This window comes from Blastomonas sp. UPD001, assembly GCF_003426715.1.
In the GTDB taxonomy this organism is placed as follows: Bacteria; Pseudomonadota; Alphaproteobacteria; order Sphingomonadales; family Sphingomonadaceae; genus Blastomonas.
Genome location: NZ_QKVT01000001.1, coordinates 303,998 through 326,294, shown reverse-complemented (window position 1 = coordinate 326,294; position 22,297 = coordinate 303,998). Strand labels below are relative to the sequence as shown.

Here is a 22,297-nt window from a genome sequence, read left to right as displayed (position 1 = left end):
TTCCATGGAGGAAAGTGGCGATGTTGCGGATTTTGCTGGCGGAAGACGATGCGGCCATGCGGACCTATCTGCAGCGCGCATTGGAAAAGGCCGATTACGAGGTGACCTCGGTCGATCGCGGCACGGCCGCGCTGCCGCTGCTCCAGGAAGAGCATTTCGACCTGCTGCTGACCGATATCGTCATGCCCGAGATGGACGGGATCGAGCTCGCGCAGCATTGCGGGCGCATCTCGCCCAACACCAAGGTCATGTTCATCACCGGATTTGCAGCGGTGACGCTCAAGGCCGAACAGGCTGCGCCCAGCGCACGCGTGCTGTCCAAGCCCTTTCACCTCAAGGATCTGGTGCTCGAGGTCGACCGGGTCTTCTCGCGCGGCACCTTTGCGCAGAGCCTCTGACGCGATAATCGGACCGCGGCTTCATTTACCGCTTGCACGACCGCCAAGCTCTTTGTAATGGACCGCCCTTGCCGCAGCGCACAGCATCGGCAGCAAGGCTAAAGCGTGGGCGTATAGCTCAGTGGTAGAGCACTGTGTTGACATCGCAGGGGTCGGAAGTTCAATCCTTCCTACGCCCACCAGCCTTCCCCTCTTCTGACATCGAGCGATCCGTAGCGGCACCCGTATCGTGGCAAATTTCCGGTGGATTCCCGCCGGAATCTCTGGTCTTAATCGCGCGATGAATCTCGCTCAGACCCTCGCTTCGTTCGTCCCCGCCGACCATGGCTGGACCGTTTCCGTCGCCCCGTGCTGGATGCAGGGCCGCACCTGCTATGGCGGCCTGTCGTCTGCGCTGGCGCATCATGCCGCGCGGCTGACCGTGCCCGATGCCCCGCCGCTGCGCTCCGCCCAGGTCGCCTTTGTCGGGCCGCTGGCGGGCGAGCTGACGATCTCCACCGACCTCCTGCGCCGCGGCCGCAACACCGCCTTTGTCGAGGTCAAGATCCGCAGCGCCGAGGGCCTCGGCTTCATCGGCACCTTCATCTTCATGAGCAAGCGCGACAGCAGGATCGCGTTCGAGGGCGTCCACCGCCCCGACATCGCACCGCCGCCGGCGGAGGGCATGACGCGCAGCGGACCGCCCGAATTCTTCACCTCGCAGATGGAATATCCGGAAAAGCGGCTCGAACTCGGCATGAACACCCCGCGTCTCGCGAACTGGCACCGCTTTGCCGAGCGCGACGGGCTCGATGCGATGACCGAATTGCTGGCGATCGGCGATGGCCTGCCGCCCTCGGCCATGGGGCTGATGGACGTTGCCGGACCGGTCAGCAGCATGAACTGGCAGGTCAACCTGCTCACCGACGCACCCGAGACCGAGAACGGATGGTGGCTGCTCGAATCGGTGACCCATCACGCGCATCACGGCGCGGCAAGCCAGTACATGACCGTGTGGAACAGCAGGCTCGAACCGGTGATGGCCGCAATGCAGTCGGTCGCGCTGTTCGTCTGACCCGTACAAAATACCTAGAAAAGATACAGGAGAGAGCCTCATGAAGACCCGTATCACCGAGCTGTTCGGAATCGAGCATCCGATCATCCAGGGCGGCATGCACTATGTCGGCTTTGCCGAGCTCGCCGCCGCCGTGTCGAATGCGGGCGGCCTGGGCATCATCACCGGCCTCACGCAGAAGAGTCCCGAGGATCTCGATGCCGAGATCAAGAAGTGCAAGGCGCTGACCGACAAGCCGTTCGGCGTGAACCTGACCTTCCTGCCCGTGCTCACCGCGCCCGATTATCCCGGCTATGTGCGTGTGATCATCGAGAACGGCGTCAAGGCGGTGGAAACCGCGGGCAACAATCCGCAATCGGTGCTGCCGTACCTCAAGGACGCGGGCATCAAGGTGATCCACAAGTGCACCAGCGTGCGCCATGCGCTCAAGGCCCAGGCGATCGGCTGCGATGCGGTCTCGGTCGATGGCTTCGAATGCGGCGGGCATCCCGGCGAGGACGACGTCCCCAACATGATCCTGCTGCCGCGCGCGGCAGACGAGCTCGACATTCCCTTCGTCGCCTCGGGCGGTCAGGCCGATGCGCGCTCGCTGGTCGCCTCGCTCGCCATGGGTGCCGACGGTATCAACATGGGCACCCGCTTCATCGCCACCAAGGAAGCACCGGTGCACGAGAATGTGAAACAGGCGATCGTCGCCGCGTCCGAGCTCGACACGCGGCTGGTGATGCGTCCGCTGCGTAATACCGAGCGCGTGCTGACCAACGAAGCGGTCGAGAAGCTGCTGGTGATCGAGAGGGAAAAGGGCAAGGACCTTCAGTTCACCGATATCATCGAGCAGGTCGCGGGCGTCTATCCGCGGATCATGATGGAAGGCGACATGGATGCCGGTGCCTGGAGCTGCGGCATGGTCGCAGGGCTGATCCATGATATCCCGACCTGCAAGGAGCTCATCGACCGGATCATGGCCGAGGCCGAGCAGATCATCCGCGGGCGGCTCGAAGGCTTTCTGGCGGCCTGAGCCGGCGGGCCCCCGCGCCTGAAGGTGGCGGGGGCCGTATCGCCTGCGATCACTTGCAGGGATATTTCTTCTTCATCAGATTGTAGACCGCGACACGGAACGGCTGCTTCTGCGCCGCAGGGGGCAGCGTGGTCAGATACTGGCGCAGTTCCTCGCCCGTCATCTTCGGGCGGTCGCCCGTCGGCGGGCAGCTGTGCATCTTGCCGCCAGCCTTTTTCTGCCGGGTGATGTCGGCGACATAGAGCTGGCGCACCCGGTCCGATTCCGCACGCAACGCGCGCACGTCGCTCGACAGCAGGGCAGCGGGGCCGAGGCTCTCCGCCTTTTTCATCCCCGCCAGAAATTCGGCCACGGTCATCTCGGATGCCGCGCCGGTGAGCAGGACACCCGCTGCTGCCAGAATGGCTGCCTGTACGCTACGCCTCATCAATTCCCTCCCTTCGTCGCCTGCCTTGGTGTCTAGCATCGCGCGATGAACGGCAAATGACGCTATTTTCGCGCTGTCTCGCACGGATATCGCAACGTCATGACCAGCGCAAAGGCGGTCGCGACCGGCATGTCGCGATGGGTATCGGGAAAGGCCTGGAAATCGCCGATGAGATCGCCGAGCGATAGCTGCGCCTGGCCGGGCGGCGGCGGACAGCCGCGCTGCGCTTCGCCCCTTTGCGCGGCTTCTGCGAGCGCAGCGCGATAGGCCATCGCTGCGTCCTGCACCGAGAGCCGAAGCGCGTCGGCCTGCGGAGAAGCGGCGGCCCCCTCGCTCTGATCCTCGCTGCCGAACAGGCCGTGGAACAGGCGGCGTTCGAACACCACGCCTTGCTGCAGCGTCGTTTCGAACGCGGCGTTGACCATTTCCTTGACGGCCAGCGTCGCGAGCGGCGCCATGCCGGCGATCGTTTCTGCCGCCTTGACCGCTTCGTCCACCAGATCGGCGAGCGGCACGACACGCGCAACCAGCCCCGATTGCTCGGCCTCGGTCGCGTCCATCATCCGCCCGGTCAGGCACATGTCCATCGTCTTGGCCTTGCCGATGGCGCGCGCCATGCGCTGCGATCCGCCCATGCCGGGGGTGACCGCGAGCTTGATCTCGGGCTGGCCGAACTTCGCATTGTCGGCCGCGATGATGAAATCGCACATCATGGCAAGTTCGCAGCCGCCGCCTAGTGCATAGCCGGCCACCGCCGCGATCACCGGCTTGCGGGTCGCGGTCACGCGATCATAGCCGGCAAAGAAATTGCTGCCGTACATGTCGGCAAAGCTCTGCGTCGCCATTTCCTTGATGTCCGCGCCTGCCGCGAACGCCTTTTCGCTGCCGGTCAGCACCGCGCAGCCTTGCGACGGGTCGGCATCGAACGCGCCCAGCGCCACGATCAGATCGGCGAGCACCTGGCTGTTGAGCGCGTTGAGCGCCTGCGGGCGATTCAGGGTGATCAGCGTGACGGCGCCGCGCTGTTCGACGAGAAGCGTTTCATAGGTCATCGGGCAATCTCCAGGGGGGTCCAGGCCTGATCCTCAGGCAGCGGCGCAAAGATGGTGTCGAGCAGCGCTTCGGTGACACCCTCGGCGGTGTCGGGCTTCCAGCGCGGCGCATTGTCCTTCTCGATGATCAGCGCGCGCACGCCCTCGATAAAGTCGTGCATTTGCACCACGCGCGCGCCGATGGCATATTCCTGGCGCATTTCTGCAGCGAAATCAGGCATCTGCGCGCCTTCCTTGAGCTGGCGCAGCGCCACCTTGCAGGTTTGCGGCGACTTGGTCGAGAGCGTCTTCAGCTCCTTTGCGCTCCAGTCCGAGCCTTCGGCTTCGAGCGCGGCGAGGATATCCTCGTACCGATCCGCGGCGAACAGCCGGTCGATCTGCTCGCGATTGCCCAGGATGCGCGCCTCGGGCGCTTCAACCGACAGTTCGGCGAGGATGGCGTCGACATCGTTAGGTGCGGCGGCGATGCGCTGCTTCGCCTCGGCGAGCTTTTCGGCAGGCAGATAATGCGTCGCGAGGCCCAGCGCATGGCATTCCGCGCCATCGAGCCGCGCGCCGGTGAGCGCGAGGAACTGCCCCACCCGGCCCGGCAGGCGCGAGAGGAACCAGCCGCCGCCGACATCGGGGAACAGGCCGATCCCGGTTTCGGGCATAGCAAAGCGCGTGTTCTCGGTGGCGATGCGATAGCGCGAGGGCAGGGAAAGCCCGACGCCGCCCCCCATGGTGATGCCGTCCATGAAGGCGATCACCGGCTTGGGATAAACGAACAGCAGGTGGTTGAGGCGATATTCGACGAAGAAGAATTCGCGCGCCTCCGCGCCATCGGCCGCGCCGCTGGTGGCGAGCATGCGGATGTCGCCGCCCGCGCAGAAGCCGCGCCCTTCGGCATGGTCGATCATCACCGCGTCGATCGCCGGATCGTCGACCCAGCGGGTCAGTGCCTCGGTCATTGCCTGGCACATCGGCGTGGTCAGCGCGTGAATCGCCGCGGGCCGATTGAGGCTGATGACGCCGGTGCGCCCCTCGACGCGGGTCAGGATATCGCTGGTCATGATGTTTTCCTTACTGGCGCAGCATTTCGCGCGCGACAATCATCCGCATCACCTGGTTGGTGCCCTCGAGGATCGAATGCACGCGCAGGTCGCGCCAGAAACGCTCGATCGGATAATCCTGCAAATAGCCATATCCGCCAAAGAGTTGCAGCGCATCGTTGACGATCTTCGAACCGCTGTCGGTGCTCAGGCGCTTGGCCATCGCGGCGAACTTGGTCTTGTCGGGCGCATTGGCGGTGACCTTCGCGGCGGCGAGATAGAGCAGCGCACGCGCCGCCTCCAGATCGGTCGCCATGTCGGCGAGCATGAACTGGGTGTTCTGGAAATCGCTGATCCGCTTGCCGAACTGTTTGCGGTCGTTGGTATAGGCGATCGCCTCGTCGAGGCAGCGCTGCGCTCCGCCGAGCGAGCACGCGCCGATGTTGAGGCGGCCGCCGTCGAGACCCATCATCGCGAACCGGAAACCGTCGCCTTCGGCCCCGACGCGGTTGGCGACGGGAATGCGCGCATCCTCGAAGATCACCTGCGCGGTCGGCTGACTGTGCCATCCCAGCTTCTTTTCGTTCGCGCCGAAGCTGACGCCGGGCGTGTCCTTGTCGATCACCAGGCAGCTGATGCCCTTGGGGCCATCCTCGCCCGTGCGGACCATGGTGACATAGACGTCGTTCGCGCCCGCACCGCTGATGAACTGCTTCGAGCCGTTGAGCACATAATGATCGCCATCGCGCACCGCCTTGGTCTTGAGCGCGGCGGCGTCCGATCCCGAACCCGGCTCGGTCAGGCAGTAGCTGGCGATCTTGTCCATGGTGACAAGGTCGGGCAGGTAGCGGGCCTTGAGCTCGTCCGAACCGAAACAATCGATCATCCATGACGCCATGTTGTGGATCGAGATGAATGCGCTGGTCGACGGGCAGCCATAGGCCATTGCCTCCATGATCAGCGCGGCTTCGAGCCGTCCCAGGCCGATGCCGCCGCTCTCCTCGCTGACATAGATCGCCGCAAAGCCGAGATCGGCGGCTTCCTTGATCGTATCGCGCGGGAAGATGTGCTTCTCGTCCCATTCGGCGGCAAAGGGCGTGATCCGGTCGGCGGTGAACTTGCGCGCCGCTTCCTGGATGGCAAGCTGGTCTTCGGTGAGCTCGAACTGGTCGGTCATGGTCATCCTGTGGCCTGTTGCGGGGAATGCCGCTTTTGAACCGGCGATTAATCCAACCGGGCGGCTTTGGCCAGAGCGCAGGCCCCTGTCCTTTTGGGCCAAGGGGATGCGAAAATGCAGGAAACCTTGCGGATTGCCGCGAGAATGCGGCGAAACTGCGCATTGCCGGGATGACGCGCGCGGTTGCTGCTGTTAGCAGGGCTGCGATGGACGTGCCCGAACCTACCCCTGCCCCTGGTGCGCACCGGAATCAGGCGCTTTCCGCCATCGTCATCCGGTTGTTCGCCGCCATTTCGATCACCGCGATGTTCGCCTGTGTCAAGCTCGCCTCCGATCGCGGCGTGCATGTGCTGGAAAGCGTGTTCTACCGCCAGCTGGCGGGGATCATCGTGCTGATCCCGATCGCGCTGGCGGGGCCCGGGCTCGCCGCGCTGCGGACCGAGCGACCCTGGACGCATATCAGCCGCATGGTCATCGGCATGGTCGCCATGTCGCTCAATTTCCTGTCCTTCGCGCTCCTCCCGATTGCCGAGGCGACCGCGATCGGCTTCATGGTGCCGATCGTCGCCACCTTGCTGTCGATCGTGCTGCTGAAGGAATCGGTCGGGGTCCACCGCTGGAGTGCGATTGCCGCTGGGCTTGCCGGCGTGCTGATCGTGGTGCAGCCTGGCGATGGGCACATCCCGATGCTCGGCGCTATCGTGTCGCTGACCGGCGTCGCGGTGACGGCCTTTGTCAGCATCATCATCCGCAAGCTCGGACAAACCGAGAACCCGATCACGACGATGTTCTGGTTCTCGCTGAGCTCGATGGCGCCGCTGGGCATTGCCATGCTGTTCGTCGGCCAGATGCACGATGCGCACACCTGGGGCATCATTGCGCTGATGGGGCTGTTCGGGGCCTTTGCTCAGCTCGGCATCACCTGGTCGCTGCGCCTGGCCCCGGTCTCGGTGGTGCTGCCGATGGACTATTCGAGCCTTATCTGGGCGGCGCTGTTCGGCTATCTGATCTGGGACAAATGGCCGGTGCCCGCGACCTGGATCGGGGCACCGCTCATCATCGGATCGGGCCTGTATATCGCGCTCCGCGAAAACCGGCTGGCGAAGCTGCGCGATCAGGCGACCGCGCGGTCGCGCCCCTCCCAATAAGGCGCGCGCAACTCGCGCCGCAGGATCTTGCCGGTGGCATTGCGCGGCATTTCCGCGATCACGTCGACGCTCTTGGGCGCCTTGAACGGCGCGATCCGCTCGCGCGCCCAGGCGATCACCGAGGCAGGATCGACCTCGTGCCCCGGCTTGGGCACGACAACCGCCTTGACCGCCTCCCCCCATTTGTCGTCGGGAATGCCGATCACGGCCACTTCGAGCACATCGGGATGGCCGAAGATCGCGTTCTCGACCTCGGCGGGATAGACGTTCTCGCCGCCGGAGATGATCATGTCCTTCACCCGGTCCTGGATATAGACATAGCCGTCATCGTCCATATAGGCGGCATCGCCCGTACGTAGCCAGCCATCGCCATCGACCGTTTCGCGCGTCTTGGCTTCATTGCGCCAGTAACCGGTCATGTTGAGCGGCGAGCGCGTGGCGATTTCGCCGATCGTGCCGTTGGGCACGGGGTTGCCGGCAGCGTCGATGATGCGGATCTCGACCCCGGGAAGCGCCTTGCCGGCGGAACGCATGCGCTGGTTGCCATTGGGGTCATGGTCTTCGGGCGGCAGCGCGCAGAAGGTGCCGGTGGTTTCGGTCATGCCGTACTGCTGGCAGAATTCCGCGCCCATCACGTGCATGCACTGGCGCAGCAGCTCGAGCGGGATCGGAGCCGCCCCGTACATGACCAACTTGAGCCGCGACCAGTCGGTGGTGGCCGCGCGGGGGTGATTGACTACCATCTGCAACGCCGTCGGCACCAGGAACATGTGCGTGACGCCATCCGCGACGCAATCGAGCACCGCATCGGGCGAGAATTCGGCGCGGATGACCGCGCGGCAGCCATTGTAGAAGGCGATCGTGCCGACACCCGATCCGGCAATGTGCGCGACGGGCATGATGACCAGCATCGAATCCTCGGCACTCACCTTGTACCAGTCGACATCCGAAGCCTCGATGATCGGTCGGAGGCCAAACATGTTGCGATTGCACAGCACCGCGCCCTTGGGGTGACCGGTGGTGCCCGAGGTGTAAAGCTGCAGCACGCCGCGCTCGGGATCGACCTGGGGTAGCGCGGCATCGCCCTGCGCTGCCGTCCAGGCATCGAGCGACGGCAGGCCCGAGGGGTCTCCCTCGGCGTCAACCAGTAGCGTCTTGAGGCTGTTGAGCCCCTCGGCCGCGGCCTTGGCGGTTTCGGCGGAGAAAGGCTGGCAGACCAGCAGCGCCGCCTCGGTATCGGAGAGGATATAGCGCACCTCGGGCACCGCGAGCCGCCAGCCCACCGGCACCATCGCGAGGCCGGCGCGGCTCGCAGCGATCAGCAGTGTGAAATAGAGGCTCGCGTTCTTGCCCAGCCAGGCGATGCGGTTGCCAGGCGTCAGGCCCGAAGCGACAAAGGCGCGGGCATAGCGATCGGCCATCTGGTCGAGTTCGCGATAGCTGATGCGGGTGATACCGTCGTCCATGGCGATGGCGTCCGGGCGTTCCTCGGCCCAGTAGCGGATGGTGGAACCCAGATCGGTACGCGCATTGGTGGTCGTGGCCAGCATCTCTCTCTCCCACTTGTTCGGCAAAGGAGCGGACCTTTGCGGCCCTGCCCTCCCCCGCGCAGGCTAGGCAGAAAGGCCGCAGCTTGACAATAGATTTGCGTCAGGCGCGCCGATAGACGAGCGACAGGTTGTTCGCGGGCATCTCGATCAGGTCGGTGCGGGCGAAGCCCTGGTCGGCAGCGACGGCGTCGACATCAGCGACATCGCGCAGGCCCCAGGCCGGATTGCGCGCCTTGAGCGAGGCGTCGAAGGCGAGGTTGCTTTCCGCGGTCATGACGTCATGACGTACGAACGGTCCGTAAAGATAGAGCGGCGCGCCCGATGGCAGCAGTGCGGCGGCGTGGCGGAACAGCGCCAGCGTCGCGCTCCACGGGCTGATATGCACCATGTTGATGCACAGGATGGCATCGGCGTGCCGAACCGGCCAATCATCCTGCTCGACATCGATCGGCACCGGAGGAAGGATATTGGTCCCCCCGCTTTCGGCCGTCCAGGCGGCGATCGAGCGCAAAGCGGCGCCTTCGCAATCGCTCGGCTGCCATTGCAGGTGCGGAAAGGCCTTTGCGAAATGAACCACATGCTCGCCGCTGCCGCTGGCGATCTCGAGCACCGTTCCGCTCGCGGGCAGCACCGATAGCAGCACCTGCGCGATCGCATCGCGGTTGCGCAGCGTTGCAGGGGCGTGGCGTCGCGCTTCGCTGCCCGCCTCGTCGATCAGCCAGGGCCTGGGTTCGGTCATGACAGCATCATGGCCGCAACCGCGTGTCGCCGCAATCACCCGGCTTGCGCCACGGTCCGCAAAGCGCCAGTTTGACCGTCATGGATGACGAACCTCCCCAATTGCCGCGCATCGACCCCAGCATCGCGCCCGCGGTCGGCTTTCCGCCGCCTCTGGTGTTCCTGGGCTTTCTGCTGCTCGGATTGTTGCTCGATGACGTCATGCACCTGCCGCCGATCCCCATGGGCCGCGCGCTCGAATGGCCGGGATTCGGCCTGATGATGGCGGGGATCGGGCTGATCATCGTCTCGCTCGGCATGTTCAGTGCCTATGGCGAGGATCCGCAGCCCTGGACGCCGAGCCAGGCGATCATCGCACGCGGGCCCTATCGGCACAGCCGCAACCCGATGTATCTGGGCATGCTGATGATCCAGCTTGGCTACGCGCTGTGGGATGCGAGCATGGGCGTGCTGGCCTTTGTGCCATTCGCGTTCATCGCCATCGACCGGGCAGTCATCGCCAGGGAAGAGAGTTACTTGCGCCGTAAATTTGGCAAGGCGTTCGAGGATTATTGCGCGCGCGTACGCCGCTGGATCTGACGAAAAGCCCGCCCGGTACAGAACCGGGTGGGCCGTCCGAAGGGATTACTCTGCCGCTTCGGCCTGTTCGGCCACCGGCTCGGTCCAGACCAGCACCGGCTTGCGCGCAGCAAGCGTCTCGTCGAGACGACGACGCGGCGCGAAATGCGGCGCGCTGTGCAGCGACGGATCGCCCTGCTTGGCGCGCAGCGCCACCGAGCGCATCGCACCGATGAACTGGTCGAGTGCCGCCTTGCTCTCGGTCTCTGTCGGCTCGACCAGCATCGCGCCGTGCACCACCAGCGGGAAATAGACCGTCATCGGGTGGAAGCCCTCGTCGATCAGCCCCTTGGCAATGTCGAGCGTCGAGAAGCCCTCGGCGAGACCATTGTCCGAGAACAGCGCCTCGTGCATGCACGGGCCCGCCGCACCAAACGGCGCATCGAGCACATCATCGAGCGAACGCAGAACATAGTTGGCGTTGAGCACCGCATCCTCGGCAACCTGGAGCAGGCCGTCGGCGCCATGGCTGAGGATATAGGTCAGCGCGCGGGTGAACATGCCCATCTGGCCATGGAAGGCGACCATGCGACCGAAGCTGGACGCATGGTGGTCTTCCATGCTCTCTTCCTCGATGAGCGCCAGCTTGCCGTCCTCGCTGCGTTCGACAAAGGGCAGCGGCGCGAACGGGGCGAGTGCTTCGGAGAACACCACCGGGCCCGAGCCGGGACCGCCGCCGCCATGCGGGGTGGAGAAGGTCTTGTGCAGGTTAATGTGCATCGCATCGACGCCGAGATCGCCCGGGCGCACCTTGCCGACCACCGCGTTGAAGTTCGCACCATCGCAATAGACGAAGCCGCCCGCCTCATGCACCGCGTCCGAGATGATCTTGAGATCGCGCTCGAACAGGCCGCAGGTATTGGGATTGGTGATCATCACGCCCGCGACATCGGGTCCGAGCCGGGCCTTCAGCGCATCGACATCGACGCGGCCATCGGGCTTGGCGGGAATGTCCTCGACCTGATAGCCGACGAACGCCGCGGTCGCCGGGTTGGTACCGTGCGCGCTTTCGGGTACGAGGATGACCGAGCGCTTGTCGCCGCGCGCCTCGAGCGCCGAGCGGATCGCGAGTATGCCGCACAGCTCGCCATGCGCACCCGCCTTGGGCGACATCGCGACGCCGGCCATGCCGGTCAGCTTGATCAGCCAGTCGCCCAGCTCGTCGATGACCGCCAGCGCGCCCTGCACCGTGTGGATCGGCTGCAGCGGGTGGATGTCTGCAAAGCCCGGAAGCCGCGCCATCTTCTCGTTGAGGCGCGGGTTGTGCTTCATCGTGCACGATCCGAGCGGGAACAGGCCGAGGTCGATGGCATAGTTCTGGCGGCTGAGCCGCGTATAGTGGCGCACCGTTTCCTGCTCGGACAGGCCGGGCAGGCCGATGGCCGACTTGCGCTCCAGCCCGCCGAGCCGCGAGGCGGCCTTGGGGGCTTCGGGCAGATCGACGCCGGTGCGGTTCGCATCGCCGATCTCGAAGATCAGCGCCTCTTCGAGCATCAGCGCGCGATTGCCGGTGCTGGTCGCAAAAGCCGTCGGTGCAGCGCTGTCCTCGGCAGGACGGGTGGGGCGTCCCTGGTTGTTCATGCTCATGCCAGCAGCTCCTCAAGGTTCGTGGCAAAGGCTTCGATATCGTCGAGCGTCGCGGTCTCGGTGACGGCGACGACCAGTCCGTTGGCCAGGTCCGCCTCCTCCGGATACAGACGGCCCAGCGAGACGCCGCCAAGGATCTTGCGATCCGCCAGCGCGCGCACGATCGAGCGAGCATCCTTGGGAAGAACCAGCGTGAACTCGTTGAAAAAGCTGTTGTTGAGCAGCTTGACGCCCGCAACCTTCTCGAGCCTTTCGGCCGCCGTCACAGCCATCGCGTGGTTGACATCCGCCAGGCCGCGCAGGCCCTTTTCGCCCAGCAGCGTCATGTGGATGCTGAAGGCCAGCGCACACAGGCCGCTATTGGTGCAGATGTTGCTCGTCGCCTTTTCGCGGCGGATATGCTGCTCGCGAGTCGAGAGCGTCAGCACGAAACCGCGCTTGCCCTCGGCATCGACGGTTTCGCCGCACAGGCGGCCCGGCATCTGGCGGACATATTTCTGCTTGCAGCCGAACAGGCCGACATAGGGGCCGCCGAACTGCAGGCCGACACCGAGCGATTGGCCTTCGCCGACGACGATATCCGCGCCCATCTCGCCGGGGCTACGCAGAGCGCCGAGCGCGACCGGCTCGGTCACGACGGCGATCAGCAGCGCGCCTGCGGCCTGCGCCGCCTGGGCGAGCGCGGACAGATCGTCCACGCGGCCGAGAATGTCGGGATATTGCACCAAGACGCAGCTGGTATTCTTGTCGATCTGCCCGATCAGGCCGGCGATATCAGTCTCTGGCGTGAGGCTGGGCGCCTGATGCACCAGCGCATCGCCGGTGAAGCGCGCCATGGTCTTGGCGACGCCGACATAATGTGGGTGCAGGCCAGAGGACAGCAGCGCGGTAGCCCGCTTGGTGATCCGCCGCGCCATGCCGATCGCTTCCCAGCACGCGGTCGAGCCATCGTACATCGATGCGTTCGCGACATCGCAGCCGAGCAGACGCGCGACCTGGGTCTGGAACTCGAACAGCATCTGCAGCGTGCCCTGCGCGATTTCCGGCTGGTAGGGAGTATACGCCGTCAGAAACTCGCCGCGCTGGATCAGATGATCGACCGAGGCGGGGACATGGTGCCGATAGGCGCCCGCGCCCATGAAGAACGGCACGTCGCCCGCGACCAGATTCTGGCTGGCCAGCGCCTTCATGTGCCGTTCGACCGCCATTTCGGGCGCGTGCATCGGCAGGCCATGGATCGGCCCGGTCAGCCGCGCCTCTTCGGGGATATCGATGAACAGGTCATCGATCGCTGCCGCGCCGATGGTGGCGAGCATGCTCGAACGGTCCTGCGTGTTGAGCGGGAGATAGCGCATTGCGGCTAATGTCCTTGGTTCAGAAACGACGAAAAATCAGAGGTCTGCAACGAACTTCTTGTACGCGGCCTCATCCATCAGGCTGTCGAGTTCGCCGGCATCGGTCAGCTCGAGCTTGAAGAACCAGCCATCGCCCTCGGGGTCCGAATTGACCAGGCCGGGCTCGTCGGCGAGCACGTCATTGCCCTCGACGATGGTGCCGGAGACCGGGCTGTAGACGTCGCTGGCGGCCTTGACCGATTCGACGACGGCGGCTTCGTCGCCCTTGTCGAACTGCTTGCCTTCGGCGGGCACGTCGACGAACACCACATCGCCCAACTGCTGCTGCGCATATTCGGTGATGCCGACCGTGGCGATCTTGCCCTCGACTTCAACCCATTCATGTTCTTCGGTAAAATAGCGGCTCATGGTGTCACTCCATTGGGTCGTTTGATGGTCAGGCGGCCTTGGGCCGGTGATAGCGGTGCGGCACGAACGGCATAGCTGCGACCGTTACCGGGATACGCTTGCCGCGCACTTCGGCTTCCAGCGCGGTGCCGAGCGGGGCAAAGGCGGACTTGACCAGTGCCATCGCGATCGGCGCGCCCAGCGTCGGGGAGAAGCCGCCCGAGGTCACCTTGCCGACCATGCGATCGCCGGAGAACAGCTCCGCACCCTCGCGCACCGGCTGGCGGCCTTCGATGGCGAGGCCGACACGCCTGCGATCGGTGCCCTCTTCGAGCTCTTCGAGAATGCGCTCGGCCCCGGCGAAGCCGCCTTCGGTGCGCCGGCGCTTGCTGATCGCGAACGACAGATCGCCCTCGACCGGGCTCACGCTCTCGTCCAGGTCGTGACCGTACAGCGGCAGGCCCGCCTCGAGCCGCAGCGAGTCGCGCGCACCGAGGCCGATCGGCTTGACGACATCGAGCGCGCACAGCCGGTCCGCCAGCACCTCGGCATGATCGCAATCGACGCTGATCTCGAAACCGTCCTCGCCGGTATAGCCCGAACGGCTGATCCACAGCGACATGCCTTCAAAGGTGAACGCGCCTGCCTGCATGAAATAGAGCGACGCCACCTCGGGGATCAGGCTGGCCAGCGCTTCGCCGGCCTTGGGCCCCTGCAGCGCGAACAGCGCGCGCTCGTCGAGCAGGGTGATCACGACCTCGTCAGGAAAGGTCTCGCGCATATGCGCCAGGTCGTCATATTTGCACGCACCATTGACGACGAGATACAGGTCGCGCTCGCGCCGCGTGACCATCAGGTCGTCGAGAATGCCGCCCTCTTCATTGAGCAGCACCGAATAGCGCATACGGTTGACGCCCAGCTTCTGGATCTCGCCCGGTACGATCGCCTCCAGCGCGACATCGGGCGCATCGCCGGTGAGCAGGACCTGGCCCATATGGCTGACGTCGAACAGACCGGCATTCTCGCGCGTCCAAAGATGTTCGGCCATGACGCCTTCATACTGCACGGGCATCTGGTATCCGGCGAACGGAACCATGCGGCCTCCGCGCGCACGATGCCAGGCATCGAGCGGCAGCAGCTTGTCGGCAACGCGTTCCATCATTTCGGTAATATGATCGGTCATCTGGCACTCCGGCAGGTTGAATTGGATCGCATGGCACGGCCGCTGATGGCCCTGCATGCATCCAACCCCCTCTGTCACTTGAACCTGAGAGCTTTCATGGGTGCATCAGATGCCACCCATTTACCCCTTCGGTGGAGCGACCCTGAGGGGCCGCCCGCTTTCCAGAGCGCCGATCAACGACACGGTCCCGATGACCTGAGAGATTCCGGGGCGGTTGCTCCTTCGGTGGCGATGGTTGCCCATCGCGCTCTCCCGTGCCGTTTCATGAGGCTTTCGCCGCATCGACACTGTCGGCATGCGCAAAGGCCGTTGGCCTGTCAATCAAATTGCGCTGCGACGCACAAAATCCTGTTCAGACGTGGCTGAGACCTTCGGGCGCATCGCCGAAGATCTGGCGGTGCTGCGACAGCGCGAAGCGATCGGTCATTCCGGCGAGGAAATCGGCGATATGGCGGCTCCTATCCGGTTCGCTGTCGGGCAGCCGGTGCCGCCAGTCCTCGGGCAACAGCGCGGGATCGTCGCGATAGGCGGCGAAGAGTGCAGCGATCACCTGCCGCGCCAGATCGGCCGCTTCGAGCTGGCGCGGATGATGATAGACGCGCGCATACATGAAGCGCTTCAGTTCGCGCTCCTGCTCCGCCATGGCCTCGGAGAACCCTGCGATCGCCTGCCCAGCGGCGCGCACATCCTCGATGCTGCCGATCCCGAGATCGGCGAGCCTGGCGCGTGTCGATGCTATGACGTCGTTGACCATCAAACCGATCTGGTCGCGGACAAATTCCGACTGGAGCCGCGATTCGGGAACGTCGGAGAACTTCGCGCGGATCGCGTCCCATTGCCGCGCCGCCGATGGCAGCGTGAGCAGATCGTCGAACGACAGGAAACCGGCGCGCAGGCCATCGTCGATATCGTGATTGTCATAGGCGATGTCGTCGGACACTGCGGCTACCTGCGCCTCGAGCGACGAATAGCGCTTCAAATCGAGGTCGAAAGCGGTGTCGATCTCGGCCAGCGCCCAGGGGGCGTGCTCGACCGGGCCGTTATGCTTGGCCAGGCCTTCAAGCACCTCCCAGCTGAGGTTGAGCCCTTGCCAGCGCGGATAGGGCGATTCGAGCACGTGCAGCGCGCGCAGCGTGTGCGCATTATGGTCGAACCCACCCTGCCCCACCATCGCGGCTTCGAGCGCGTCCTCGCCGGCATGACCGAACGGGGGGTGGCCGATATCGTGCGCCAGGCACAGCGCCTCGGTCAGGTCCTCGTCGAGCCCCAGCGCCCGCGCGATCGTCCGCCCGATCTGCGCGACCTCGAGACTATGGGTCAGGCGCACGCGGTAGTGATCGCCATCGGGGGCCACGAACACCTGGGTCTTGTGCCGCAACCGGCGGAAGCTGATCGAATGGATGATGCGGTCGCGATCGCGCTGGAAGGCGCTGCGCGGTCCGCGCGTGGGCTCGCCGCCCTCGGCATATTGCCGCCCGCGCGAACGCGACGGATCACTGGCATAAGGCGCGCGGGGGTGCATGGCTGTTCTACCGTTGAATGCGTGGTGCTCTCCAGCCTTGCCGGAAAACGCCAGCGCCTTCGCCCACATGGGTCAAAAGATCAAGCGTCGCCCATGATCCAGTCGACCGCAGCCCGCGCGTGGATCTCGGTGCCGTCATAGATGGGCAGCACATTCGCCTTGGTGTCGACGATCATCTCGAGCTCGGTGCAGCCCAGCACCACCGCCTGCACGTCTTCCTTGGCGATATTGGTGAGAAAGGTCTTCATCGTGCGTTCGGATTCGCGCACGACCTTCCCCTCCATCAGCTCCTCGTAGATGATCCGGTCGATCTCCTCGACGCGCTCCATCTCGGGGGCGAGCAGGCCGATGCCGTGCTTGACCAGGCGCTGGCGGTAGAAGCTTTCGAGCATCACGTTGCGCGTACCGATGATCGCGGCGCGCTTGATGCCATCGGCCTGCATCTTCTCGCCGACACAATCGGCGATATGGATGATCGGAACCGAGACCGCGCCCTGCACCCGGTCATAGACCTTGTGCATCGAATTGGCGCAGATCAGGATCGCGGTCGCGCCCGCCGCTTCGAGCGAGCGCGCGGCGACGGTCAGCTTCTCGGTCGCATGATCCCAGCCCTCGGGCGTGCGGATCTGCGCGAGATCGCAGAAATTGAGGCTTTCGACCACGATCGGACCGCTGCACAGCGATCCGGCGCGCTTCTGCACCCCCTTGTTGATCAGCCGGTAATAGGTCTCGGTCGAAACCCAGCTCATGCCGCCGATCAGGCCGATTTTCCGCATGCGGATCAGTGCCCCAGATTCTTGACGATATCCTCGACCATCTTCTTCGCGTCGGCGAGCAGCATCATCGTCTGGTCCATGTAGAACACGTCATTGTCGACGCCCGCATAGCCCACGCCGCCCATCGAGCGCTTGATGAAGAACACGGTCTTGGCCTTGTCGACATCGAACACGGGCATGCCGTAGATCGGCGAGGACTTGTCGGTCTTCGCCGCCGGATTGACCACGTCGTTCGCGCCGATAATGAAGGCGACATCGGTCTGCGAGAATTCGCTGTTGATGTCCTCGAGCTCGAACACCTCGTCATAAGGCACGTTCGCTTCGGCGAGCAGCACGTTCATGTGACCAGGCATGCGGCCTGCCACCGGGTGGATGGCGTATTTGACGCTGACTCCTTCCTTCTTGAGCAAGTCGGCCATTTCACGCAGCGCGTGCTGCGCCTGCGCGACCGCCATGCCGTAGCCGGGGACGATGATCACGCTTTCGGCCTGCTTCATCATGTATGCCGCGTCCTCGGCGCTGCCGCGCTTCCACGGGCGATCGACCTTGGCCGCGCCGTCGCCGCCGCTGCTCGCCTCGGCTCCGAAGCCGCCCGCGATCACCGAGATGAAGCTGCGGTTCATCGCCTTGCACATGATGTACGAAAGGATCGCACCCGACGAGCCGACCAGCGCGCCGGTGATGATCATCGCGGTGTTCGACAGGGTGAAGCCCATCGCCGCGGCCGCCCAGCCCGAATAGCTGTTGAGCATCGAGACGACCACCGGCATGTCCGCGCCGCCGATCGGGATGATCAGCAGGAAGCCGATGATGAACGAGAGCACGGTGATCGCCAGGAAAAGCCAGCCTTCGCCCGCGCCGCCATCGGGCGACACGGTATAGACGGCGATCATGCCGAGGATCGCGGCGAGCACGCCGAGGTTGATGACATGACGGCCCGGCAGCATGATCGGCGAACCCGACATGTTGCCGTTGAGCTTGAGAAACGCGATCACCGATCCCGAGAAGGTGATCGCACCGATCGCCACGCCCAGGCCCATCTCGATGCGGCTGACGGTCAGGATCTGGCCGTTCGCGTCAAGAATGCCGAACGCTTCGGGGTTGAGCCAGGCGGCGAGCGCGACGAGCACGGCGGCGAGGCCGACCAGCGAGTGGAAGGCCGCGACCAGCTGCGGCATGTCCGTCATCTTGATCTTGCGCGCAATCACGAAGCCCGCGACGCCGCCGATCGCGATCGCGATCAGGATCTCGAAGATGTTTGCGATCTCGTGCGTCAGCAGCGTGGTGATGACCGCGATGGCCATGCCGATCATGCCGAAGCGGTTGCCGCTGCGGCTGGTCTCCGGGCTGGAAAGACCGCGAAGCGCGAGGATGAAGAACACGCCAGCGACCAGATAGGCGAGCGAGACCCAGGGGCTCACCGGCGCGGCATCACCGCCCGAGGCAAAGGCCGGAGCGGCGGTGAGCGCGCTGCAGGCAGCGGCGGCGAAGGTAAGCGGACGATTGATGTTCATTGCTGCCCCCAGAGCCATCACTTGCGCTCCTTCTTCTTGTACATCGCAAGCATGCGCTCGGTCACGGCAAAGCCGCCGAAGATGTTGACCGCGGCAAACACGACCGCGAGCAGACCCAGATATTTCGCCACCGGCGATACCGCCTCGGCACTGGCGACCAGCGCGCCGACGATGATGACCGAGGAAATCGCGTTGGTCACCGCCATCAGCGGCGTATGCAGCGCGGGCGTCACCGACCAGACGACATAATAGCCCACAAAACAGGCCATCACGAAGATCGAGAGGATTGAGATGAAGTCCATGGCGGTTCCGGTTCCCCTAAAGCTGTTCTGTATCTGCTGCGCGAACTGCAACTGCGCGCTGGGCTGCCAGACCCACTAAACCTTCGGCTATTGCGTCGGCATCCTGCAACACATCCGATGCAGGGATACGCACGGTTAAGAGCCCTTTGCGCCCAAACCAACGATCCCTGGCATTATCCGCCTCATGACGGTCTGCGCACTCGTGCGTCGATCCATCGACCTCAATCACAAGGCGTCCCTTGTGGCAGTAAAAGTCAGCAACATATGGCCCTGCGGGGTGCTGACGACGAAACTTCATCCCCGCTTCGGTTGCCTTTAGCCGCTGCCACAGAAGCACTTCTGGCAAAGACATGCGCTTGCGTAGCAGTCGTGCCTGCACATTTGCCCTTGCATCACCTTGCAGCATCAAAATCCTCCCCTGCAAGGGGAGGTGGCACGCGCAGCGTGACGGAGGGGTGTCACGCCACAGAGAAGAGGATACCCCTCCACCACCACGCTATGCGTGGCGGTCCCCCTCCCCTTGCAGGGGAGGATTTGGGACCACGCTAGCTTCACCCCAGCAACCTCTCGCTGACGACCTTGCCGCCCATGGTCACGCGGACGCCCTGGACGATCTCGTCGTCGTCGGGGAAGACAGGGGCTTTCGCTTCCTTGTCCCAGAAGGCCGAGAAGAAGTTGAACAGGTTGCGCGCGAACAGCGCCGAGGCGTCGGTGGCGAGGCGCGAGGGCACGTTGCGGTGACCGACGATCTTCACGCCGTGCCTGACGACGATCTCGCCGGCTACGGCACCTTCGACATTGCCGCCCTGCTCCACCGCCAGATCGACGATGACGCTGCCCGGCTTCATGCTGGCAATCTGCGCGTCGGAAATCAGGCGCGGCGCGGGTCGGCCCGGGATCAGCGCGGTGGTGATGACGATGTCCTGCTTGGCGATATGCGACGAGACCAGCTCGGCCTGCGCCGCCTTGTACTCGTCGGACATTTCGGTGGCATAGCCGCCCGCGCCTTCGCCCTCGATCCCCGCGACATTCTCGACGAAGATCGGCTTGGCGCCGAGCGACTGGATCTGTTCCTTGGTGGCAGAGCGGACGTCGGTCGCCGAAACTTGCGCGCCCAGACGGCGTGCGGTCGCGATCGCCTGAAGCCCGGCCACGCCCACGCCCATGATGAACACCTTGGCGGCGGACACGGTGCCCGCAGCGGTCATCATCATCGGGAAGGCCTTGCCATATTCGGCCGCGCCGTCGATCACCGCCTTGTAACCCGCAAGGTTCGATTGCGAAGACAGGATGTCCATCGACTGCGCGCGGGTGATGCGCGGCATGAATTCGAGCGCCAGCGCCTGGAAGCCTGCCGCCGCATAGGCATCGATCCGGGCACGCTCGCCGAAAGGATTGAGCGAGGCGGCGATCATCGCGCCGGGCTTGGCCCCGGCAAGGCTGGCGGGATCGGGGCCCTGGACGCCGAAAATGATGTCCGCATCGCCGAGAACCTCGGCGCGCGAACCCACGCTGGCACCGGCGGCGGCGAAATCCGCGTCCGAAATCGACGCAAATTCGCCCGCACCGGTTTCCACCGCCACGGTCGCTCCCAATCCGATGAACTTCTTGACGGTTTCAGCGCTTGCCGAAACGCGCCGTTCGCCCGATGCCTGCTCCTTGAGGACCGCGATCTTCATGCCGCCGCCGGTCAGCTGGCGATGAGAACGACGACGAACGCCGTCACCAGCGCCGCCACGATCGTGCCGGTCTTCAGCAGGCCCATGAAGCCTTCATAGGTTTGCTTGGCATATTCGATGTTGTTGGACGTATCGTTGGCCATGGTCAGAGCCTTCCCCGTTATTGGTGCCGAAGTTGATATCGGTTCGCCTTAACCGAATGCCGGGTGTCGCTCAATCCCGCAAGCTTCAAATCGCTAGGCCCGTCCCAAGCTTAGCTTTAATGGGGTTTTTACCACATGCCGTTAAGCATGGCGGCGATGGCCAAGGAACGCACAGATGCAGACCAGCAGATCCGCCGGGTAATGCTGATCGATAACGAACCGGCGCAATGCCGTCTGGTCGCAGCGCTTGCGGCAAAGGCCGGCTGGCGCACGGTGTTCGCGCACGATTCGGAAACCGCGATCGCGATGCTCGGCACGCAGGAAGGGATGATGCTCGATGCGATCATCCTCGATCAATGGGTGCCCGGCGACGAAGCGGCCGAACTCATCAAGGAACTGAAGTCGCGCCGCCCTGCGCTTCCCATCCTGATGCTGACCACCAGCACCTCGCCGTTGCTCGCGGTTGAGGCGATGCGCGCGGGTGCCACCGATTACCTGATCAAGCCGATCGCGCCCGACAGGCTCGTCGCCGCGCTCAACGCCGCAGCGCGCAAGGACGATGCCGACGAGCTGCGCCCGCTCACCGAGAAGATCGCCGCTCCGCTCGATTTCGACGAGATGATCGGTTCCTCGCCGCGCTTCCGTGCCGCGCTCGCGATCGCTGCCAAGTCGGCGCGCACGCACACGCCGGTGCTGATCGAGGGCGAGAGCGGCACCGGCAAGGAGATGATCGCGCGCGCGATCCATGCCTCCAGCCCGCGTTCCAAGCTGGCGCTGCGGCTCGTGACCTGTGCCGGCGCATCGAGCGGGCAGATCGAATCGCAGCTCTTCGGGCATGAGCGCGGCGCCTTTCCCGGGGCGTTCGACCGGCATGTCGGCATCATTCAGCGGGTCGAGGGCGGCACGCTGTTCATCGACGAGATCGACCAGTTGCCGCTCGAATCACAGGCCAAGCTCGCCGATGCGATCCGCTCGGGCGAAGTGCGTCCGCTGGGCGCGCGGCACGGCTTCCGCTGCGACGTGCGCTTCATCTGCGCGAGCAACGCGCCGCTCAAGCCGATGGTCGAGGAAGGCACGTTCCGCGAGGACCTGTTCTTCGCGATCGCGCCGGTGCAGATCACCATTCCCGCGCTGCGCGACCGGTCGAGCGACATTCCTGCGCTGGTCCGTCATTTCCTCGCGCGCATTGCCGAGCAGCCGGGCCTGCGCGGCCTGGGTATCACCGACGAGGCGCTGTCGCTGCTCTCGAGCTATGACTGGCCGGGCAATGTCCGCCAGCTGCAGAACGCGCTCTTCCGTGCCGCGATCTTCTGCGATGGCGATGCACTGACCACGGCGGAATTTCCGCAGCTGACCACCATGCTGGGCGAGGAGGAGCCGCGCCGCAGCTCGTCGCCGCACGACGGCATCGGCATCACGCTCTATGCCGAAGACGGCAATCTGCGCCCGCTCGAGGAGATCGAGGCGGACGTGATCCGGCTGGCCATTGGCCATTACCGTGGACGCATGACCGAGGTCGCGCGGCGTCTGGGCATCGGGCGCTCGACGCTCTACCGCAAACTGACCGAGCTCGGCATCGACAACGCCGCCTGACCGGGGGCATTTCCCCCTTCCCTGCACCGTCACAGGCTCATAAGA

Annotated in this window: 22 protein-coding genes, 1 tRNA gene, 1 pseudogene and 1 riboswitch; of the genes and pseudogenes, 7 read left to right on the top strand and 17 right to left on the bottom strand. The window is 64.7% G+C overall.

Going from position 1 to position 22,297, the window contains the following annotated elements; all coding sequences use genetic code 11:
* Positions 1 to 20: 20 nt before the first annotated feature.
* The 4 genes from cpdR to DM995_RS01580 all read left to right on the top strand — a co-directional run bounded on the left by cpdR (position 21) and on the right by DM995_RS01580 (position 2,470).
* Positions 21 to 398 (top strand): cell cycle two-component system response regulator CpdR, encoded by a 378-nt coding sequence (cpdR, locus tag DM995_RS01595; protein ID WP_023838327.1) that lies wholly within the window; start codon positions 21 to 23, stop codon positions 396 to 398.
* A 107-nt stretch (positions 399 to 505) separates the two neighbouring features.
* A tRNA-Val gene (locus DM995_RS01590) sits at positions 506 to 580 on the top strand.
* A 98-nt stretch (positions 581 to 678) separates the two neighbouring features.
* Positions 679 to 1,452 carry a thioesterase family protein gene (locus DM995_RS01585; RefSeq protein WP_116968275.1) on the top strand — a complete coding sequence of 258 codons (774 nt, stop codon included), beginning with the start codon at positions 679 to 681 and terminating at the stop codon, positions 1,450 to 1,452.
* Positions 1,453 to 1,492: 40 nt separating this feature from the next.
* Positions 1,493 to 2,470: an NAD(P)H-dependent flavin oxidoreductase gene (locus DM995_RS01580; protein WP_116968274.1), complete on the top strand. Its 978-nt coding sequence runs from the start codon at positions 1,493 to 1,495 to the stop codon at positions 2,468 to 2,470.
* A 49-nt stretch (positions 2,471 to 2,519) separates the two neighbouring features.
* Here the strand turns inward: DM995_RS01580 and DM995_RS01575 are convergent, their stop codons facing one another.
* The 4 genes and pseudogenes from DM995_RS01575 to DM995_RS01560 form a co-directional block, all read right to left on the bottom strand.
* Positions 2,520 to 2,897, bottom strand: a complete 378-nt coding sequence (locus DM995_RS01575; protein WP_157973035.1) for a hypothetical protein — start codon at positions 2,895 to 2,897, stop codon at positions 2,520 to 2,522.
* A gap of 317 nt (positions 2,898 to 3,214) precedes the next feature.
* Positions 3,215 to 3,949 (bottom strand): annotated as a pseudogene (locus tag DM995_RS01570) (enoyl-CoA hydratase-related protein); the annotation flags it as partial.
* Entirely contained in the window at positions 3,946 to 5,001 is a 1,056-nt protein-coding gene (locus DM995_RS01565; RefSeq protein ID WP_116968273.1) for an enoyl-CoA hydratase/isomerase family protein, read from the bottom strand. The gene DM995_RS01565 and the pseudogene DM995_RS01570, both read right to left, overlap by 4 nt.
* 10 nt (positions 5,002 to 5,011) lie before the next feature.
* Positions 5,012 to 6,157, bottom strand: coding sequence for an acyl-CoA dehydrogenase family protein (locus tag DM995_RS01560; RefSeq protein ID WP_031317573.1), 1,146 nt, complete (start codon positions 6,155 to 6,157; stop codon positions 5,012 to 5,014).
* Between the two features lie 206 nt (positions 6,158 to 6,363).
* On the opposite strand from DM995_RS01560, the gene DM995_RS01555 reads away from it, so the two are divergent.
* The gene (locus DM995_RS01555) at positions 6,364 to 7,305 is read left to right on the top strand and encodes a DMT family transporter (RefSeq protein ID WP_023836371.1); all 942 of its coding nucleotides are present in this window, start codon (positions 6,364 to 6,366) and stop codon (positions 7,303 to 7,305) included.
* On the opposite strand, the gene DM995_RS01550 is transcribed toward DM995_RS01555, so the two are convergent.
* Positions 7,272 to 8,855 (bottom strand): fatty acid--CoA ligase, encoded by a 1,584-nt coding sequence (locus DM995_RS01550; protein WP_023836372.1) that lies wholly within the window; start codon positions 8,853 to 8,855, stop codon positions 7,272 to 7,274. The genes DM995_RS01555 and DM995_RS01550 overlap by 34 nt on opposite strands.
* Before the next feature lie 100 nt (positions 8,856 to 8,955).
* A complete protein-coding gene (locus DM995_RS01545) occupies positions 8,956 to 9,594 on the bottom strand; it encodes a DUF938 domain-containing protein (RefSeq protein ID WP_116968272.1) in 639 nt (212 codons plus the stop codon).
* 80 nt (positions 9,595 to 9,674) lie between these two features.
* On the opposite strand from DM995_RS01545, the gene DM995_RS01540 reads away from it, so the two are divergent.
* A complete protein-coding gene (locus tag DM995_RS01540; RefSeq protein WP_023836374.1) occupies positions 9,675 to 10,172 on the top strand; it encodes a methyltransferase family protein in 498 nt (165 codons plus the stop codon).
* Positions 10,173 to 10,217: 45 nt separating this feature from the next.
* On the opposite strand, the gene gcvPB is transcribed toward DM995_RS01540, so the two are convergent.
* The 11 genes from gcvPB to DM995_RS01485 all read right to left on the bottom strand — a co-directional run bounded on the left by gcvPB (position 10,218) and on the right by DM995_RS01485 (position 20,659).
* Entirely contained in the window at positions 10,218 to 11,798 is a 1,581-nt protein-coding gene (gene gcvPB, locus DM995_RS01535; RefSeq protein ID WP_116968271.1) for an aminomethyl-transferring glycine dehydrogenase subunit GcvPB, read from the bottom strand.
* A complete protein-coding gene (gene gcvPA, locus DM995_RS01530; RefSeq protein WP_116968270.1) occupies positions 11,795 to 13,153 on the bottom strand; it encodes an aminomethyl-transferring glycine dehydrogenase subunit GcvPA in 1,359 nt (452 codons plus the stop codon). Before gcvPA ends, gcvPB begins: the two co-directional genes overlap by 4 nt.
* 36 nt (positions 13,154 to 13,189) lie before the next feature.
* Entirely contained in the window at positions 13,190 to 13,561 is a 372-nt protein-coding gene (gene gcvH, locus DM995_RS01525) for a glycine cleavage system protein GcvH (RefSeq protein ID WP_023836377.1), read from the bottom strand.
* A 28-nt stretch (positions 13,562 to 13,589) separates the two neighbouring features.
* Positions 13,590 to 14,723 carry a glycine cleavage system aminomethyltransferase GcvT gene (gene gcvT / locus DM995_RS01520; RefSeq protein ID WP_116970275.1) on the bottom strand — a complete coding sequence of 378 codons (1,134 nt, stop codon included), beginning with the start codon at positions 14,721 to 14,723 and terminating at the stop codon, positions 13,590 to 13,592.
* 172 nt (positions 14,724 to 14,895) lie between these two features.
* Positions 14,896 to 14,988: riboswitch (glycine riboswitch) on the bottom strand.
* A gap of 87 nt (positions 14,989 to 15,075) precedes the next feature.
* Positions 15,076 to 16,245, bottom strand: coding sequence for a deoxyguanosinetriphosphate triphosphohydrolase (locus DM995_RS01515; RefSeq protein WP_116968269.1), 1,170 nt, complete (start codon positions 16,243 to 16,245; stop codon positions 15,076 to 15,078).
* Between the two features lie 80 nt (positions 16,246 to 16,325).
* Positions 16,326 to 17,021, bottom strand: a complete 696-nt coding sequence (locus DM995_RS01510) for an aspartate/glutamate racemase family protein (protein WP_116968268.1) — start codon at positions 17,019 to 17,021, stop codon at positions 16,326 to 16,328.
* 5 nt (positions 17,022 to 17,026) lie between these two features.
* Complete coding sequence (locus DM995_RS01505; protein WP_232823970.1) at positions 17,027 to 18,553, bottom strand: NAD(P)(+) transhydrogenase (Re/Si-specific) subunit beta; 1,527 nt, start codon at positions 18,551 to 18,553, stop codon at positions 17,027 to 17,029.
* Positions 18,553 to 18,837 (bottom strand): NAD(P) transhydrogenase subunit alpha part 2, encoded by a 285-nt coding sequence (locus tag DM995_RS01500; protein ID WP_023836382.1) that lies wholly within the window; start codon positions 18,835 to 18,837, stop codon positions 18,553 to 18,555. Before DM995_RS01500 ends, DM995_RS01505 begins: the two co-directional genes overlap by 1 nt.
* Before the next feature lie 16 nt (positions 18,838 to 18,853).
* Entirely contained in the window at positions 18,854 to 19,243 is a 390-nt protein-coding gene (locus tag DM995_RS01495) for an endonuclease domain-containing protein (protein WP_116968267.1), read from the bottom strand.
* A gap of 145 nt (positions 19,244 to 19,388) precedes the next feature.
* Positions 19,389 to 20,516: an NAD(P) transhydrogenase subunit alpha gene (locus DM995_RS01490; RefSeq protein WP_023837638.1), complete on the bottom strand. Its 1,128-nt coding sequence runs from the start codon at positions 20,514 to 20,516 to the stop codon at positions 19,389 to 19,391.
* 11 nt (positions 20,517 to 20,527) lie between these two features.
* Entirely contained in the window at positions 20,528 to 20,659 is a 132-nt protein-coding gene (locus DM995_RS01485) for an aa3-type cytochrome c oxidase subunit IV (RefSeq protein WP_232823969.1), read from the bottom strand.
* A 147-nt stretch (positions 20,660 to 20,806) separates the two neighbouring features.
* On the opposite strand from DM995_RS01485, the gene DM995_RS01480 reads away from it, so the two are divergent.
* Positions 20,807 to 22,252, top strand: coding sequence for a sigma-54-dependent transcriptional regulator (locus DM995_RS01480; RefSeq protein ID WP_116968265.1), 1,446 nt, complete (start codon positions 20,807 to 20,809; stop codon positions 22,250 to 22,252).
* Positions 22,253 to 22,297: the final 45 nt, after the last annotated feature.

Excerpts from the sequence above, each read along its gene's own strand:
- DM995_RS01515 (WP_116968269.1), bottom strand. The coding sequence starts at position 16,245 with ATGCACCCCCGCGCGCCTTATGCCAGTGATCCGTCGCGTTCGCGCGGG.
- DM995_RS01545 (WP_116968272.1), bottom strand. The coding sequence starts at position 9,594 with ATGACCGAACCCAGGCCCTGGCTGATCGACGAGGCGGGCAGCGAAGCG.
- DM995_RS01555 (WP_023836371.1), top strand. The coding sequence starts at position 6,364 with ATGGACGTGCCCGAACCTACCCCTGCCCCTGGTGCGCACCGGAATCAG.
- gcvPB (WP_116968271.1), bottom strand. The coding sequence starts at position 11,798 with ATGAGCATGAACAACCAGGGACGCCCCACCCGTCCTGCCGAGGACAGC.
- DM995_RS01550 (WP_023836372.1), bottom strand. The coding sequence starts at position 8,855 with ATGCTGGCCACGACCACCAATGCGCGTACCGATCTGGGTTCCACCATC.
- gcvH (WP_023836377.1), bottom strand. The coding sequence starts at position 13,561 with ATGAGCCGCTATTTTACCGAAGAACATGAATGGGTTGAAGTCGAGGGC.
- gcvT (WP_116970275.1), bottom strand. The coding sequence starts at position 14,723 with ATGACCGATCATATTACCGAAATGATGGAACGCGTTGCCGACAAGCTG.
- DM995_RS01505 (WP_232823970.1), bottom strand. The coding sequence starts at position 18,553 with ATGGCTCTGGGGGCAGCAATGAACATCAATCGTCCGCTTACCTTCGCC.
- cpdR (WP_023838327.1), top strand. The coding sequence starts at position 21 with ATGTTGCGGATTTTGCTGGCGGAAGACGATGCGGCCATGCGGACCTAT.
- DM995_RS01510 (WP_116968268.1), bottom strand. The coding sequence starts at position 17,021 with ATGCGGAAAATCGGCCTGATCGGCGGCATGAGCTGGGTTTCGACCGAG.
- DM995_RS01500 (WP_023836382.1), bottom strand. The coding sequence starts at position 18,837 with ATGGACTTCATCTCAATCCTCTCGATCTTCGTGATGGCCTGTTTTGTG.
- DM995_RS01485 (WP_232823969.1), bottom strand. The coding sequence starts at position 20,659 with ATGGCCAACGATACGTCCAACAACATCGAATATGCCAAGCAAACCTAT.
- DM995_RS01580 (WP_116968274.1), top strand. The coding sequence starts at position 1,493 with ATGAAGACCCGTATCACCGAGCTGTTCGGAATCGAGCATCCGATCATC.
- DM995_RS01565 (WP_116968273.1), bottom strand. The coding sequence starts at position 5,001 with ATGACCAGCGATATCCTGACCCGCGTCGAGGGGCGCACCGGCGTCATC.
- DM995_RS01480 (WP_116968265.1), top strand. The coding sequence starts at position 20,807 with ATGGCGGCGATGGCCAAGGAACGCACAGATGCAGACCAGCAGATCCGC.
- gcvPA (WP_116968270.1), bottom strand. The coding sequence starts at position 13,153 with ATGCGCTATCTCCCGCTCAACACGCAGGACCGTTCGAGCATGCTCGCC.
- DM995_RS01540 (WP_023836374.1), top strand. The coding sequence starts at position 9,675 with ATGGATGACGAACCTCCCCAATTGCCGCGCATCGACCCCAGCATCGCG.
- DM995_RS01560 (WP_031317573.1), bottom strand. The coding sequence starts at position 6,157 with ATGACCGACCAGTTCGAGCTCACCGAAGACCAGCTTGCCATCCAGGAA.
- DM995_RS01585 (WP_116968275.1), top strand. The coding sequence starts at position 679 with ATGAATCTCGCTCAGACCCTCGCTTCGTTCGTCCCCGCCGACCATGGC.
- DM995_RS01490 (WP_023837638.1), bottom strand. The coding sequence starts at position 20,516 with ATGAAGATCGCGGTCCTCAAGGAGCAGGCATCGGGCGAACGGCGCGTT.
- DM995_RS01575 (WP_157973035.1), bottom strand. The coding sequence starts at position 2,897 with ATGAGGCGTAGCGTACAGGCAGCCATTCTGGCAGCAGCGGGTGTCCTG.
- DM995_RS01495 (WP_116968267.1), bottom strand. The coding sequence starts at position 19,243 with ATGCTGCAAGGTGATGCAAGGGCAAATGTGCAGGCACGACTGCTACGC.